Source organism: Clostridium sp. DL1XJH146 (genome assembly GCF_054819755.1).
On sequence record NZ_JBTVVN010000009.1, the window covers coordinates 69844 to 83564 of the forward strand.

Annotated in this window: 14 protein-coding genes, 5 tRNA genes, 1 riboswitch and 1 other annotated feature; of the genes, 15 read left to right on the plus strand and 4 right to left on the minus strand. The window is 30.9% G+C overall.

Features of this window, described 5'->3' with window-relative positions; translation table 11 throughout:
- Positions 1-6 precede the first annotated feature (6 nt).
- From dapB to ACVHXK_RS06460, 3 genes are read right to left on the minus strand one after another with little or no spacing between them, the layout of a single operon-like run.
- Positions 7-768, minus strand: a complete 762-nt coding sequence (gene dapB, locus ACVHXK_RS06450; RefSeq protein ID WP_461205551.1) for a 4-hydroxy-tetrahydrodipicolinate reductase — start codon at positions 766-768, stop codon at positions 7-9.
- A 3-nt stretch (positions 769-771) separates the two neighbouring features.
- Entirely contained in the window at positions 772-1662 is an 891-nt protein-coding gene (dapA, locus tag ACVHXK_RS06455) for a 4-hydroxy-tetrahydrodipicolinate synthase (RefSeq protein WP_461205552.1), read from the minus strand.
- Positions 1663-1673: 11 nt separating this feature from the next.
- Positions 1674-2666 (minus strand): aspartate-semialdehyde dehydrogenase, encoded by a 993-nt coding sequence (locus tag ACVHXK_RS06460; protein WP_461205553.1) that lies wholly within the window; start codon positions 2664-2666, stop codon positions 1674-1676.
- Between the two features lie 200 nt (positions 2667-2866).
- Positions 2867-3134: riboswitch (Lysine riboswitch) on the minus strand.
- A gap of 227 nt (positions 3135-3361) precedes the next feature.
- Here ACVHXK_RS06460 and ACVHXK_RS06465 point away from each other — a divergent pair.
- The 8 genes from ACVHXK_RS06465 (at position 3362) to ACVHXK_RS06500 (ending at position 6015) form a co-directional block, all read left to right on the plus strand.
- A complete protein-coding gene (locus tag ACVHXK_RS06465) occupies positions 3362-3619 on the plus strand; it encodes a small, acid-soluble spore protein, alpha/beta type (protein WP_461205554.1) in 258 nt (85 codons plus the stop codon).
- 59 nt (positions 3620-3678) lie between these two features.
- Positions 3679-4440: a class I SAM-dependent DNA methyltransferase gene (locus ACVHXK_RS06470; protein ID WP_461205599.1), complete on the plus strand. Its 762-nt coding sequence runs from the start codon at positions 3679-3681 to the stop codon at positions 4438-4440.
- Between the two features lie 22 nt (positions 4441-4462).
- On the plus strand, positions 4463-5347 hold the full coding sequence (gene hslO / locus ACVHXK_RS06475) for an Hsp33 family molecular chaperone HslO (protein WP_461205555.1): 885 nt from the start codon (positions 4463-4465) through the stop codon (positions 5345-5347).
- 261 nt (positions 5348-5608) lie between these two features.
- A tRNA-Val gene (locus ACVHXK_RS06480) sits at positions 5609-5684 on the plus strand.
- A 7-nt stretch (positions 5685-5691) separates the two neighbouring features.
- Positions 5692-5768: transfer RNA gene (locus ACVHXK_RS06485), tRNA-Asp, on the plus strand.
- 14 nt (positions 5769-5782) lie between these two features.
- Positions 5783-5858, plus strand: a tRNA-Phe gene (locus ACVHXK_RS06490).
- Between the two features lie 4 nt (positions 5859-5862).
- Positions 5863-5937, plus strand: a tRNA-Gly gene (locus tag ACVHXK_RS06495).
- A gap of 4 nt (positions 5938-5941) precedes the next feature.
- Positions 5942-6015: transfer RNA gene (locus ACVHXK_RS06500), tRNA-Cys, on the plus strand.
- A 92-nt stretch (positions 6016-6107) separates the two neighbouring features.
- On the opposite strand, the gene ACVHXK_RS06505 is transcribed toward ACVHXK_RS06500, so the two are convergent.
- Positions 6108-6812 carry a DUF6873 family GME fold protein gene (locus tag ACVHXK_RS06505; protein ID WP_461205556.1) on the minus strand — a complete coding sequence of 235 codons (705 nt, stop codon included), beginning with the start codon at positions 6810-6812 and terminating at the stop codon, positions 6108-6110.
- A gap of 108 nt (positions 6813-6920) precedes the next feature.
- Here ACVHXK_RS06505 and ytxC point away from each other — a divergent pair, with 108 nt between their 5' ends.
- The 7 genes from ytxC (at position 6921) to ACVHXK_RS06540 (ending at position 13720) form a co-directional block, all read left to right on the plus strand.
- Entirely contained in the window at positions 6921-7820 is a 900-nt protein-coding gene (gene ytxC / locus ACVHXK_RS06510) for a putative sporulation protein YtxC (protein WP_461205557.1), read from the plus strand.
- 97 nt (positions 7821-7917) lie between these two features.
- Positions 7918-8138: a binding site (T-box leader), on the plus strand.
- A 132-nt stretch (positions 8139-8270) separates the two neighbouring features.
- Entirely contained in the window at positions 8271-10187 is a 1917-nt protein-coding gene (gene thrS / locus ACVHXK_RS06515; protein ID WP_461205558.1) for a threonine--tRNA ligase, read from the plus strand.
- Positions 10188-10438: 251 nt separating this feature from the next.
- Positions 10439-10990 carry a translation initiation factor IF-3 gene (gene infC, locus ACVHXK_RS06520; RefSeq protein WP_461205600.1) on the plus strand — a complete coding sequence of 184 codons (552 nt, stop codon included), beginning with the start codon at positions 10439-10441 and terminating at the stop codon, positions 10988-10990.
- 18 nt (positions 10991-11008) lie between these two features.
- A complete protein-coding gene (gene rpmI, locus ACVHXK_RS06525) occupies positions 11009-11206 on the plus strand; it encodes a 50S ribosomal protein L35 (protein ID WP_461205559.1) in 198 nt (65 codons plus the stop codon).
- A gap of 27 nt (positions 11207-11233) precedes the next feature.
- Entirely contained in the window at positions 11234-11593 is a 360-nt protein-coding gene (gene rplT / locus ACVHXK_RS06530) for a 50S ribosomal protein L20 (RefSeq protein ID WP_461205560.1), read from the plus strand.
- A 125-nt stretch (positions 11594-11718) separates the two neighbouring features.
- Complete coding sequence (locus ACVHXK_RS06535; protein WP_461205561.1) at positions 11719-13047, plus strand: TrkH family potassium uptake protein; 1329 nt, start codon at positions 11719-11721, stop codon at positions 13045-13047.
- 10 nt (positions 13048-13057) lie between these two features.
- A complete protein-coding gene (locus ACVHXK_RS06540; RefSeq protein ID WP_461205562.1) occupies positions 13058-13720 on the plus strand; it encodes a potassium channel family protein in 663 nt (220 codons plus the stop codon).
- Position 13721: the final 1 nt, after the last annotated feature.

Sequence of the window (13721 nt, forward strand, 5' to 3'; positions counted from 1 at the left end):
TATTCTTTAAACTTGCTTTTCAGCAATCACATCATCCATATTATATTTTCCTGCTTTTTTACCGTACATAAATTCGCAAGATTTAAGAGCTCCTATGGCAAATACTTCCCGAGAAAGTGCTGTATGTTTAAGTTCTATAGTTTCACCTTGGCCAGCGAAAATAACTTCATGTTCGCCTACAATACTACCACCTCTTAGAGCGTGCATACCAATCTCTTTTTTTTCTCTTTTTGCAATGCCGTCTCTACCGTGAACATATACTGTTTCTTCTGCTATAGCATCTTTTATAGTATCGCCTAGTAAATAAGCAGTTCCACTTGGTGCATCTACTTTTTGATTGTGATGCTTTTCTATTATTTCTATATCGTAATTTTCATATAAGAAGCCTGATATTTGCTTTAGCACAGAGTTCAATATGTTTATGCCTATTGACATGTTTGCAGACCTAAATAGAGGTATTTGTCGTGAAGCAGATTCTATAGTTGCAAGCTGGGCATCATCATATCCTGTTGTACACAAAATTAAAGGTAAGGACTTATCCTTTGCGTAAGATAATGAAGAATTAAGTGAGTCAGGTCTTGAAAAATCAAGAATTACATCCACTTGTATATTACAATCGTCAATTTTTTTAAATATAGGATAATTAAATCCATTTTCTTGTTTATAATCTATACCAGCGGCAATAGAAAGATTAGGAAAATTAGAAACAGCACTTGATATTGTTTTTCCCATTCTGCCAGAGCAGCCTACTAAAATTACTTTTATCATATATTAGTTCTCCTCAACTATTAGATTAAGTGCTTTTAATTCTTTTTCTAAAATAGATTTGTTTTCAGGAGACATTTCACATAATGGGAGTCTAAGGTCTCCTGCATCCATTCCCATGAGATTCATTGCAGTCTTAACAGGTATTGGATTAGTTTCTATAAATAAAGAACTTATAAGTGGGATTAATTTCAATTGAAGTGCAGCAGCTTCTTTTACCTTTCCGTTAAAATATAATTCACAGATTTCATGCATTTCTTTTGGAATTATATTAGCCGCAACAGAAATTACTCCTAGAGAACCCAGTGATAATAATGGAATTACCTGGTCATCATTTCCAGAATAAAAATCTATTTTATTGCCACATAAGGCTTTCATTTTAACTACTTGAGCTATATTGCTACTAGCTTCTTTTACTGCAACTATATTTTCGATTTTTGTTAATTCTAGTAATGTAGAAGGCTCTATATTAAGTCCTGTTCTAGAAGGAACATTATATACAATAGCAGGTATTTCTACTGCACTGCATATTTCGTTGTAATGAGCTACTATACCACGTTGAGTTGTTTTATTATAGTAAGGAGTTATTAAAAGTAATCCGTCTACTCCTATGCTTTCAGCCCAAGAACTTAAGCTTTTACTTGAGGCGGTATCGTTACTTCCTGTACCAGCAATTACTGGTAGTCTTTTGTTTATTACATCCACAGTGAATTTAATAGCTTCTTTTTTTTCTCGTAGTGACATTGTAGAGGCTTCACCTGTAGTACCACAAATTATTATAGCATCGGTACCAGAGGAAATATGCCATTCTAAATATTCTTCTAATTTTTCAAAATCAATTTTCCCATTTTTGAATGGAGTTACTACAGCAACACCGCTTCCTTTAAATAAACTCATAAAATCACCCTTTATTTATTATTTATTAAGCATTCAGCAATTTGAACTGCGTTTGATGCAGCTCCTTTTCTGATGTTGTCAGCTACTACCCATAGATTCAATCCGTTTTTAACACTGAAATCTCTTCTAATTCTGCCAACATAAACCTCGTCTGTTCCTTCGGCTTCAAGTGCCATTGGATAAACAAGTTCTTTTACATTGTCTCTTAATATTATACCCTTTGACTGAGCGAAAAGTTCGAAAATTTCTTCTATATTAAATTCTCTTTTAAGTTCAACGTTTATACTTTCACTATGACCATAGTAAACAGGTATTCTTACAGCAGTTGCTGTTATTTTTAATTGATCATCATGTAGTATTTTAATTGTTTCATTGACCATTTTCATTTCTTCTTTAGTATACCCATTGTCTAAAAATACATCGATATGAGGAATTGCATTTCCTGCTATAGCATAAGGGAATTTTTTAGGAGCTTCCCCTTTAATTCCATTTTCTAAATCTTTGTAACCATTAACACCGGCTCCTGATACTGCCTGATAAGTTGAGTAAACAATTCTTTCTATTCCGTATTTTTCTTGAAGTGGCTTTAAGGCAACCATTGCTTGAATTGTTGAACAGTTTGGATTTGCAATAATTCCTTTGTGTAATTTTATATCTTCGGGATTAACTTCTGGAACTACTAAAGGTACTTCAGGGTCCATTCTCCATGCGCTACTGTTATCAATAACTGTAGCTCCGTATTGAGCAAAGATTGGTGCATACTCTTCACTTACAGAGCCACCAGCAGAAAATAAAGCTATATCAATTTTCTTGTTTTTTATATTTTCTTCACATGTTTCTTCAACTTTTAAATCCTTACCATCAAACTTCACAATTTTTCCAGCAGATCTTTTAGATGCAAATAAATATAAGGTATCTATAGGAAAATTTCTTTCTTTTAAGACCTCTACAAATTTTTGTCCTACCATACCAGTAGCTCCTACAACTGCTACATTATAATTCATTAAAATTACCTCCTTGATATTAAGTTTATAATATTATTTATTTTTAAAATATTTTGGAACATATGTTAATACTAAAGTGTCTTTATATATTATTATACTATAGTTATTAATTATTGACCTTTATATTAAGTTAATTAAGAATATACAAAAAAACGATGCTAAAAGGGACACTTTTAACATCGTACGTATTATCAAATAGTGTACCTAGTAGTGCTCCACCTGTATAGATAAACAATTACAATGATTGATTTACATAAGTACAAAACTGACGGAAACATTACAAGTTTTGAATTGTATAAAGCGATTTTTGTAATGAATATCTTTAAGTGACAGCTTCATATATGTTATATATAAAGCCAGAAGATTCAGTTGGCTATAAACCTTCTTCGGCTGTAATCCCTTTCTTTGTTAATCGTAGCTTGCCAGCTTATAACAAATACTGATTATGACAGCTCCTCTACCTTGGCAACGAATAAATATTCTTTTTTTCTTTTAATTATAAAATAGTGTAACATAGATAAAATTATTATGCAACTAATAGTTATTAATCTAAAATAAATTAGCAATTAGCAATTAGCAATTAGCAATTAGCAATTAGCAATTAGCAATTGCTAATTATATTTTGAAAAATAGATGTCGCGACAGATGAATAAATTTTTTTTCTATGGCAACAATAATATACTAGGAGGGATATTATGGGAAAAACACCGTTAAAAAAGGTTATTAAGGCTAAAATTAAGGCAAATAGAGAACTAAGTGATTTAGAAAAATTAAGAGAAAAGGTAAAGTATGAAATTGCAGATGAGCTTGGGTTAAGAGACAAAGTAGATGAATGTGGATGGGGAGCTTTAACAGCAGAAGAGACAGGTAGAATTGGGGGACTGATGACTAAAAGGAAGAGAGAGATGAATATTCCTAAAAATTCAGAAATTCAAAGTAATATGGAAAAATAGAAGTATAGATATTGATTTTTATAAGGGTTATGTTTATTATAGTAAGAGCAATTATTTTAATGTTTGGAAGTGATATATTGAGTCAATATTATGAATTAGCTGAATTGTATGATGAATTAATAAATGAAGACGTTGATTATGAGCTATGGGCAGATACTATTAAAAATGAATGTGATATAAATAGTATAAAATTTAATGATTATTTGGATATTGCATGTGGAACCGGTAATTTGACACAGTTTATTGCTCCGTATTTTAAGTTTACTTTTGCTGTTGATTTATCTAGTGAAATGCTAATGATAGCACAACAAAAATTTAGAGACAAAAAATTGAAAGCAAAGTTTATTTGTCAAGATATGAGCTGTTTGAATTTAAATCAAAAATTTGATTTGGTAACATCTTGTTTAGATGCTACAAATTATTTAGTAGAAGAGGAAGATTTAATATCTTATTTTGAAAAGGTATTTATTCATCTCAAAGATGATGGTATGTTTATTTTTGATATCAATTCATATTATAAACTTACTAATATATTAGGAAATAATACTTATACATATAATAGTAATGTTGCTTCTTATATATGGGAAAATTATCTAGATGATGGTGTTTTGAATATGGAATTAACTTTTTTTACAAAAGATGGTGAATTGTACAGGAAATTTGAGGAAAATCATACAGAAAAAATTTTAAGTGAAGAGTATATTGAGGAGATAATAAAAAAAGCAGGTTTTAGGATGTTAAAGAAAGTGGACAACTATACTGATGAAGAAGTTCAGAAAGAAACAGAAAGAATAACGTATTATTTAAAAAAGTTTATATAAGGTGAAAACGGAGGGATTATTGATGAAAGATAAATTAATAAAAGCAGTTGCAAAAGATGGGCAAGTAAGGATTTTAGCAGCAGGAACAACAAATTTAGTTAATGAAGCAGTAAAGGCTCATGGATGCGCGCCAACTTCTGCAGCGGCTTTAGGTAGAATTTTGACAGCTGGTTCCCTTATGGGGTCTATGTTAAAAGGTGAAAAAGAAGTGATTACACTAAAAATGGATGGTAATGGGATTGCAGAAGGACTTGTGGCTACAGCATATGCTGACGCAAGTGTTAAGGGCTTCATAGGAAATCCATTAGCGGATTTGCCGGCTAACTCTATTGGTAAACTTGACGTTAGTGGCATAGTTGGGAAAGATGGTAGACTAGTGGTTATTAGAGATCTTGGATTAAAAGAGCCTTACGTTGCTCAGGTTCCAATTTATTCTGGTGAAATAGGAGATGATATTGCTTATTATTTTACCGTATCAGAACAAACACCAAGTGCAGTAGGGGTAGGAGTGCTAGTGGATACTGATCTATCTGTTAAAGCTGCTGGTGGTATTATCATTCAAATGCTACCTGGAGCAGAGGAAATGTTAGCTGACATCATAACCTATAGATTACAGGATTTAGGTGGAATATCTAAATTTTTAGCTAATGGCAAAACTATTGATGATTTAGTGAATTTTATGTTTGATGATATGGACCTCAAAATATTAGAAGAAATTGAACCCAAATTTAAATGTGATTGTAGTAGAGAAAAAGTAGAGAAAGCATTAATAAGTATTGGAAAAGATGAACTTCAAAATATGTATGACGAGGGAAATGAAGAAGAAATAAAATGCCACTTTTGTAATGAATCATATAAATTTAGCAAAGATGAAATTGGAGAACTGATTGAAAAAGCTTCAAAATAGAATGTAACAAATAGCAGTATATTTAATATAAATAATATTATAGGTAAAAAAATAGATGTACATGAATAAGAAAGAGTTATTGAATAAATAAGCGAGATGTTAAATTAATTTAATATAAATAGAAATATTGATGTTGACAAAAGTTATTTATTTTTATAAGATATTAATGCACTCAACGTGCAAGATTATTAAAAATAACTTTAAAAAAAGTTGTTGACAAACTTATTTAAAATTAGTATAATAAATCTTGTCGTTGAAAGAGGGAGCATAGCTCAGCTGGGAGAGCACCTGCCTTACAAGCAGGGGGTCACAGGTTCGAACCCTGTTGTTCCCACCAAATAAATGGCCCAGTGGCTCAGTTGGTTAGAGTGCCGGCCTGTCACGCCGGAGGTCGAGGGTTCGAGTCCCTTCTGGGTCGCCAATTTATTTGCTTAAGGCTTCATAGCTCAGTCGGTAGAGCAGAGGACTGAAAATCCTCGTGTCACTGGTTCGATTCCAGTTGAAGCCACCATGTTGCGGGAGTGGCTCAGTGGTAGAGCGTCACCTTGCCAAGGTGAACGTCGCGAGTTCGAATCTCGTCTTCCGCTCCAATGTGGCGCTATAGCCAAGTGGTAAGGCAGAGGCCTGCAAAGCCTTTATCCCCGGTTCAAATCCGGGTGGCGCCTCCAAAAGAAGCACGAAAACTTAGTTTTCGTGCTTCTTTTTTTAGGTATCTTAAGTAATTAAAAATTTGATGAATATCTGCTGATTTTACAATAATTTATTCTATAGAGGATGTAAGGATACTTCCTCTATCTATTAGTTTACCATCTCTCAAATAAATAGGCTTAACCTTATGTTTTTTAAGAAAATCTAAAACTTCTTTCCCAAATTTATAATAATCTAAACTACCGTAAAAGGCTAAAGTGTTTTCAGCAATTAGGCCACACGTGCCTCCTATGAAACCATAGTCTAATCCAGTCAGCACTATATCTCCTGGAGGAAGTAAGAGTACATGACAATTAATATTGATTAAAGAATTATAAATTCCTGTATCACTAGTCATAAAAACATTTTTTTTAATTATAGCAGTAGAACATTTTGTATAACCTTGTTTAACATTTATTAGTTTTTTGTTTTTAATTTTTTCAAGTAAAATTGGATCTGTATATTTTAAATTATGCATAAAAAAAGTTTCTGAAGAAAGTGCATTTAAGGGTATATTAAATGGATAACTATATTCTAAGTTGTTTTCAGATAGATATATTTTAAAGTTAAGGGAATTTAATAAATTAATGAATTGTTGTGGACAATTTTTGTGAATAACAATTTCATTCTTTGGTAGTATATGCATTAATATATCTGGATGAGCAGAAATGGCACTGTACAACTCTTGACAAGCTGGACATTTGATTATTTTGCCATATTTTTTCAAGGCATCTTCTTCTTCTTCTGTAATTCTATTATCTACAAAAAAATATTTCAAAGCATTCACTCCTTAATGGATTTTGTACAATGTAACTATATCATAAATCAATAAATGTCGTATAGCAATTATTAAAAGACACATACTATTTTTAAAGGAGTGAAGTATGTGATACTTTTGAATATAATTTTTAAAAATGAAAAATTTGATATAGTAAATAAAATAGATTTGATGAATATAAATTTCAATAAAAAAGATATAAATATTGGAATATCAGAAGCAATGGAACGTGATATTCATTTTATAGAAATAATTACAGGTGAAAATGAAGATTATGCAAGGATTAAACGAGAAGTTATAAAACACGTATCTAAAATAATTTTAGATATATTTATTGAGCAATATTGTGAAGAAGAAATAACAGGAATTATTGAAAGAAATTATTTTTTCTTAAAATATGAGGAGATGCAAATAGTATCAGAAAAATTTTATAGAGTATTTGTCCAGGATGATGTGGTTAGTGAAGACAATTTAATCTATTTCGTGAATAAAAGGAATGAAATCTTAGAAAAAATTGCTGCATGTATTAAAGAAAATAATGAAATCAATATCGATGGATTTTTTATGTTTAGAACAAAAGATATTAGAAGAAATCTTGAAGATGTATTAAATAAAATAGTTGAGAGATATATGGTAGAGAAGGAGTATGAGGAGTTTATTAAATTACTAAAATACTTTGTTGAAACGCAAGATAGTAGAATTGACAAAATTAATTTAATTGTAAAGGAAGATGATAGCTGTTTAATCCTTAATGAAGAGGGTGAGAATATAATAAATGATGTGATGAATGATCTTACAACATCTAAATATGAAGGGCAAATTGGATTTGATGATTTAGTATTGAGTGGATTAATTTCATATTCACCAAAAAAAATAGTGGTTTATAGCAATAATACTAATATTAATGATAATGAAATGATTGGCACTATTAAGAATGTTTTTGAAGAGAAAGTGGAATTTAAACATTACAAATCTATCGAAGATATAGTTCATCCGGTTAAAATTTGATTTTTTTAAAAAATATTTATGAAAATAAAGTGAAATTTTAAAATTAGTATTGACTTAAATCTTTAGGATGAATATAATTATGTTAAATTGAATGATTTTATAGGCATTGACGAGGAAAAGTATACAGATTACTATTCAAAGAGAGAGAAATCCGTTGACTGAAAGATTTCTTGGGTAAGTGCTGTTGAAAACCACCTTTGAGCCATTTGTTGAACTATAGTAGGCAAAATCGCAAGCTGCGTTATAGCTTTTGAGTGAACAGTGAAGTTTGTTTTATTACTGTTAATTAGGGTGGAAACACGATAACTCGTCCCTTTGTGGGGTACGGGTTTTTTTGTGTCTAAATATATTTCACATAATCTTTTGAGTTTTAAGATTTAAAGGTTTTAACTGCACTTTGCACTCTGCAAACTGCAAACTATTTTTGAATAAAGAACGGAGGTATTTAAAATGGTTAAAATTACATTAAAAGATGGAAAAGTTATTGAGGTAGAAAAAGGAACATCTATAAGTCAGATTGCTTTTAATATTAGTCCTTCACTTAGGAAAAAGGCTCTTGGGGCTAGAGTAAATGGCAATAAGGTTGAATTGATGATGGAAATTAATGAAGATGTTGATTTAGAAATATTAACTTTTGAAGATGCAGATGGTAAATGGATTTTAAGACATACAGCTTCACACGTACTTGCTCAAGCAGTGAAAAGGCTTTACCCAAAAGTTAAATTAGCTATTGGACCAGCAATAGAAAATGGTTTTTATTATGATTTTGATGCAGAGTTTTCTTTCACTCCAGAGATGCTAGGTGAAATTGAAAAGGAAATGAAAAAGATTGTAAAAGAAAATTTAAAACTAGAAAGATTTGAACTCCCAAGAATTGAAGCTATTAAATACATGGAAGAAAAAGGGGAAGAATATAAGGTTGAACTTATAAAAGATCTTCCAGAAGATGCTATAATTTCTTTCTATAAGCAAGGTGAATTTGTTGATTTATGTGCAGGTCCACACGTTCCTTCTACAAAAGAAATTAAATCTTTCAAATTACTTTCCTTAGCAGGTGCCTATTGGAGAGGTAATGAAAACAATAAAATGCTCCAAAGGATTTATGGTACTGCTTTTACTAAAAAAGAAGAATTGGAAGAGTATTTACACTTATTAGAAGAAGCTAAGAAAAGAGATCATAGAAAATTAGGAAGAGAATTAGGCTTATTTGACATTAAAGAAGAAGGCCCTGGATTTCCGTTTTTCTTTCCTAAAGGTATGATTCTTAGAAATATATTAGAAGATTATTGGAAACAAACTCATATAAAAGCTGGTTATGGTGAGATAAAAACTCCGATTATATTAAATGAACAGCTGTGGCATCAATCAGGTCATTGGGATCACTATAAAGAAAATATGTATTTCACAAAAATAGATGAAGAAGATTATGCTATAAAGCCAATGAATTGTCCAGGTGCCATTTTGGCATATAAGAGTAATCTTCATTCATATAGAGAACTCCCAATTAAACTTGGTGAACTTGGATTAGTGCATAGACACGAAGCATCTGGTGCACTTCATGGCCTCATGCGTGTTAGGTGTTTTACTCAAGATGATGCACATATATTTATGACAAAAGAACAAATTAAAGAAGAAATACTTAATGTAATAAAAATGATTGATGATTTTTATAAACTTTTTGGTTTTGAGTATAATGTTGAACTATCAACAAGACCAGAAGATTCTATGGGAAGCGATGAAGATTGGGAAGATGCAACTAATGGACTTAAGGATGCACTTGATGCTGCAGGGTTAGATTATATTATAAATGAAGGTGATGGTGCATTCTATGGCCCTAAAATAGATTTTCATTTAAAAGATTGTTTGGGCAGAACTTGGCAATGTGGAACTATTCAATTGGATTTCCAAATGCCAGAAAGATTTGAATTATCATATATAGGTGCAGATGGTGAAAAGCATATACCTGTTATGGCTCACAGAGTTATATTTGGAAGTATCGAAAGATTTATAGGTATTTTAACAGAGCATTTTGCGGGAGCATTCCCAACTTGGCTTGCACCAGTACAAGTTAAAATAATAAATATTACTGATAGACAAAAAGAATATGCAGAGAAGATTGGGGAAATATTAAAAGAGAATGATATAAGATTTGAAGTTGACTTAAGAAATGAGAAAGTCGGATATAAAATAAGAGAGGCACAACTTGCTAAAATCCCATTCATGTTAATAGTAGGTGATAAAGAAATGGAAGAGGGTACAGTTGCAGTAAGAAGTAGAAAAGAAGGGGATTTAGGGGCTATCAAAACTGAAGAGTTTATAGCAAAAGTTAAAGAAGAAGTAAAAAATAAAACAATTTATCTAGATTAATAATAAAATTACTATTGACAAACATATAGATTAATAGTACTATTAACATGTATGAAAAATGAATGATGTTTTAAGAAGGAACTTTGGCTGTTTCTCACCTTGCGGCTTAGCTAGTAAGGTTATTGCGTGTATTGATATTAATATATTAATTATACATGTTTATAATGGGACAGCTATGGCTGTCCCATTTTTGTTTTATAAATACTTATTATTAGCCTTACATTAATAAATTATTAAAAGAAATTAATGAAATATTATTTATTTTTTATAAAATTTCGGAGGTGAAAAGTATTAAAAAAGAAGTTCAATTAAATGATGAAATCAGATTTAAAGAGGTTAGATTACTTGGAAGTGATGGGGAACCATTAGGATTTATGTCTGCGAGAGAAGCTTTGAAACTTGCAGAGGAAAAAGAGTTAGATTTAGTGTTGATAGCAGACAAGGCAACTCCGCCAGTTTGCAAAATAATGGATTATAACAAGTATGTGTATGAACTTACTAAGAAAAACAAAGAAGCTAAGAAAAAACAAAAAATTGTTAGTTTAAAAGAAATTAGAATGAGTCCAACTATTGAAGAACATGACATTATGATAAAAGCTAATAGAGCAAGAAAATTTTTGCTCGATGAAGATAAAGTTAAGGTTACTATCAGATTTAGAGGAAGAGAAAATGACTATACTTACAAAGGTAGAGACATTTTAAAAGGATTCTTTTCTAAAATTGAAGATGTTTGTATAATGGAGAAACAGCCTAAATTAGAAGGCAGAAATATGATTATGATATTAGCTCCAAAAAAAGCATAACTGGAAGGAGGAATTACAATGCCAAAAATGAAAACTCATAGAGGTGCTGCAAAAAGATTTAAGAAAACAGGTTCTGGGAAATTAAAAAGGGCTAAAGCTTACAAAAGTCACATATTAACTAAGAAATCATCTAAAAGAAAAAGAAATTTACGAAAAGCAACTTTAGTTTCAGATTCACAAGTGAAAGTAATGAAGAAATTATTACCATACCTATAGTAGAAAAAGTAGAAGGAGGTTTACGATATGGCAAGAGTTAAAAGAGCGGTAAATGCTCGTAAAAAACATAAAAAAGTATTAAAGCTAGCTAAAGGTTATTACGGAAGAAGAAGTAAAACTTTTAAAGTAGCTAATGAAACAGTTATAAGATCAATGAGATATGCATATATTGGGAGAAAGCTTAAAAAGAGGGATTTCAGAAGATTGTGGATAGTTAGAATTAATGCTGCTGCTAGATTAAATGGATTATCTTACTCAAGATTTATGAATGGAATTAAGCTAGCTGGAATTGATATAAATAGAAAAATGTTATCAGAGATAGCTATAAATGATCCAGAATCATTTGCTAACTTAGTAGATCAAGCAAAAAAACAATTAAATTCTTAAAATATGCAGCTTATGGCTGCATATTATTTTTTTGACAAAAAATAATTAAATGATATAATTATTATCAAATGTTTAAAAGAACATAATTATTATTAGAGGGTTTAATAGAGGTGTTTACTGTGCATATGAAAGCAACAAAAAAATTGACACCAGTTCAAATACTAGCCTTAGGATTTGCAATTGTAATATTAATTGGAGTGTTTTTTTTAGGGTTACCTATTTCTTCGAGGGATGGAACTAGAACTTCATTAATTGATTGTATTTTTACTGCTACTTCGGCAGTGTGTGTAACAGGTCTTGTAACACTTAATACAGCTGAGCATTGGAGTTATTTTGGGAAAACTATTATTTTGATTTTAATTCAAATAGGTGGACTAGGATTTATGTCATTTGCTACATTACTAGCCCTTATTGCAGGCAGGAAGATTTCTTTTAAACAAAGATTAGTCATGCAAGAAGCTATGAATTCTTTTTCACTTCAAGGATTGGTAAAACTTTCAAAATATATATTATTATTTACTTTTGCAACAGAGGGTGCAGGCGCTATTTTTTTAAGTACTAGATTCATACCTAAATATGGCGTTACGACAGGGATATATTTTAGTGTATTTCATTCCATATCTGCATTTTGTAATGCCGGGTTCGATTTAACAGGAAATAGTCTTGTGCCTTTTGCGGATAATGCTGTTGTTATAATTACAATATCAGCACTTGTCATTGTAGGAGGACTAGGGTTTGCTGTATGGGCTGAAATATGGAACTATAAAGGATTTAAAAAATTGTCATTGCATGCAAAGTTGGTAATTACTATGACGTCTGTATTGCTTATTGGTGGTTGGATTCTTATGTTTCTATTTGAGTTCAAAAATCCTGCAACTCTAGGAAGTATGGGATTTAAGGACAAAATTATAAATAGTTTATTTGCTTCAGTGACAACAAGAACAGCTGGTTTTAATTCTATTTCGACAGCAGCTATGACTACGGCTGGTAAATTTTTAACTATCATGTTAATGTTTATAGGTGGTTCGCCTGGCTCTACAGCTGGTGGTGTAAAAACTACAACTGTTGGTTTGTTAATTATGACTGTTGTTTCAGTAATTAGGAACAAAGAAGATACTGTTATTTTTAATAGAACAATTAAAAAGGAAGTAATTTATAAAACACTTGCTATTGTTTTTATAGCGTTAGCAGTAATTATGCTTGATGTATTAATACTTAGTGTTACTGAAAAAGGAATGTCGTTTGAATATGTTGTTTACGAAACTTTTTCAGCGTTTGGAACTGTTGGGTTAAGTTTAGGTTTGACACCTAATTTGAGTTTTATAGGAAAGCTTATTGTTGCGATAACAATGTATATTGGAAGGGTAGGGCCTTTAACTTTAATGTTAGCTTTATCTAGTAAAGGAAAGGGAATCTCTATAAAATATCCTGAAGGTAAAATACTCGTTGGTTAGAGGTGATATTGTGAAAAAAAGACAATTCATTGTAATTGGTCTTGGAAGATTTGGATATTCGATAGCTACTACACTTTATTCATTGGGTTATGATGTATTAGCAATTGATGAAAATGAAGAAAAAGTCCAAAGCATTTCTGATGAAGTAACGCATGCAGTGCAAGCTGATGCTACAGATGAAAATATACTTAGGACACTTGGGATTAGAAATTTTGATGTAGCTGTTATATCAATAGGATCTAATGTGCAAGCGAATATTATGGCAGCTCTTTTGTGTAAAGACCTTGGGGTTCCTCATATTGTAGCTAAGGCACATAGTAATTTGCATGAAAAAGTTCTTATAAAGCTTGGAGTAAATAAAATTGTATTTCCAGAAAGAGACATGGGGGTAAGGGTTGCTCATAACTTAGTATCTTCAAGCATCTTAGATTATATCAATCTTTCACCAGAATATAGTATTACAGAAATTGCTGTTCCAGAAAGTTGGTATGGTAAATCTTTGCAAGAACTTGATTTAAGAGCTAAATATGGAATAAATGTTATGGCTATTAAAAGAGGAAAAGATATAAATGTGTCACCATCTGCATTGGATCAAGTGCAAGCTGGAGATAAGATTTTATCCATAGGTGGAGTAGAAGAAATTGGTAAAATAGAAGAAGTCATAGAAAAATAGC

Coding starts and splice junctions, on each gene's coding strand:
- dapA (WP_461205552.1), bottom strand. CDS start 1,662: ATGAGTTTATTTAAAGGAAGCGGTGTTGCTGTAGTAACTCCATTCAAA.
- ACVHXK_RS06535 (WP_461205561.1), top strand. CDS start 11,719: ATGAAAGCAACAAAAAAATTGACACCAGTTCAAATACTAGCCTTAGGA.
- rplT (WP_461205560.1), top strand. CDS start 11,234: ATGGCAAGAGTTAAAAGAGCGGTAAATGCTCGTAAAAAACATAAAAAA.
- thrS (WP_461205558.1), top strand. CDS start 8,271: ATGGTTAAAATTACATTAAAAGATGGAAAAGTTATTGAGGTAGAAAAA.
- rpmI (WP_461205559.1), top strand. CDS start 11,009: ATGCCAAAAATGAAAACTCATAGAGGTGCTGCAAAAAGATTTAAGAAA.
- ACVHXK_RS06460 (WP_461205553.1), bottom strand. CDS start 2,666: ATGAATTATAATGTAGCAGTTGTAGGAGCTACTGGTATGGTAGGACAA.
- hslO (WP_461205555.1), top strand. CDS start 4,463: ATGAAAGATAAATTAATAAAAGCAGTTGCAAAAGATGGGCAAGTAAGG.
- dapB (WP_461205551.1), bottom strand. CDS start 768: ATGATAAAAGTAATTTTAGTAGGCTGCTCTGGCAGAATGGGAAAAACA.
- ACVHXK_RS06465 (WP_461205554.1), top strand. CDS start 3,362: ATGGGAAAAACACCGTTAAAAAAGGTTATTAAGGCTAAAATTAAGGCA.
- ACVHXK_RS06470 (WP_461205599.1), top strand. CDS start 3,679: ATGTTTGGAAGTGATATATTGAGTCAATATTATGAATTAGCTGAATTG.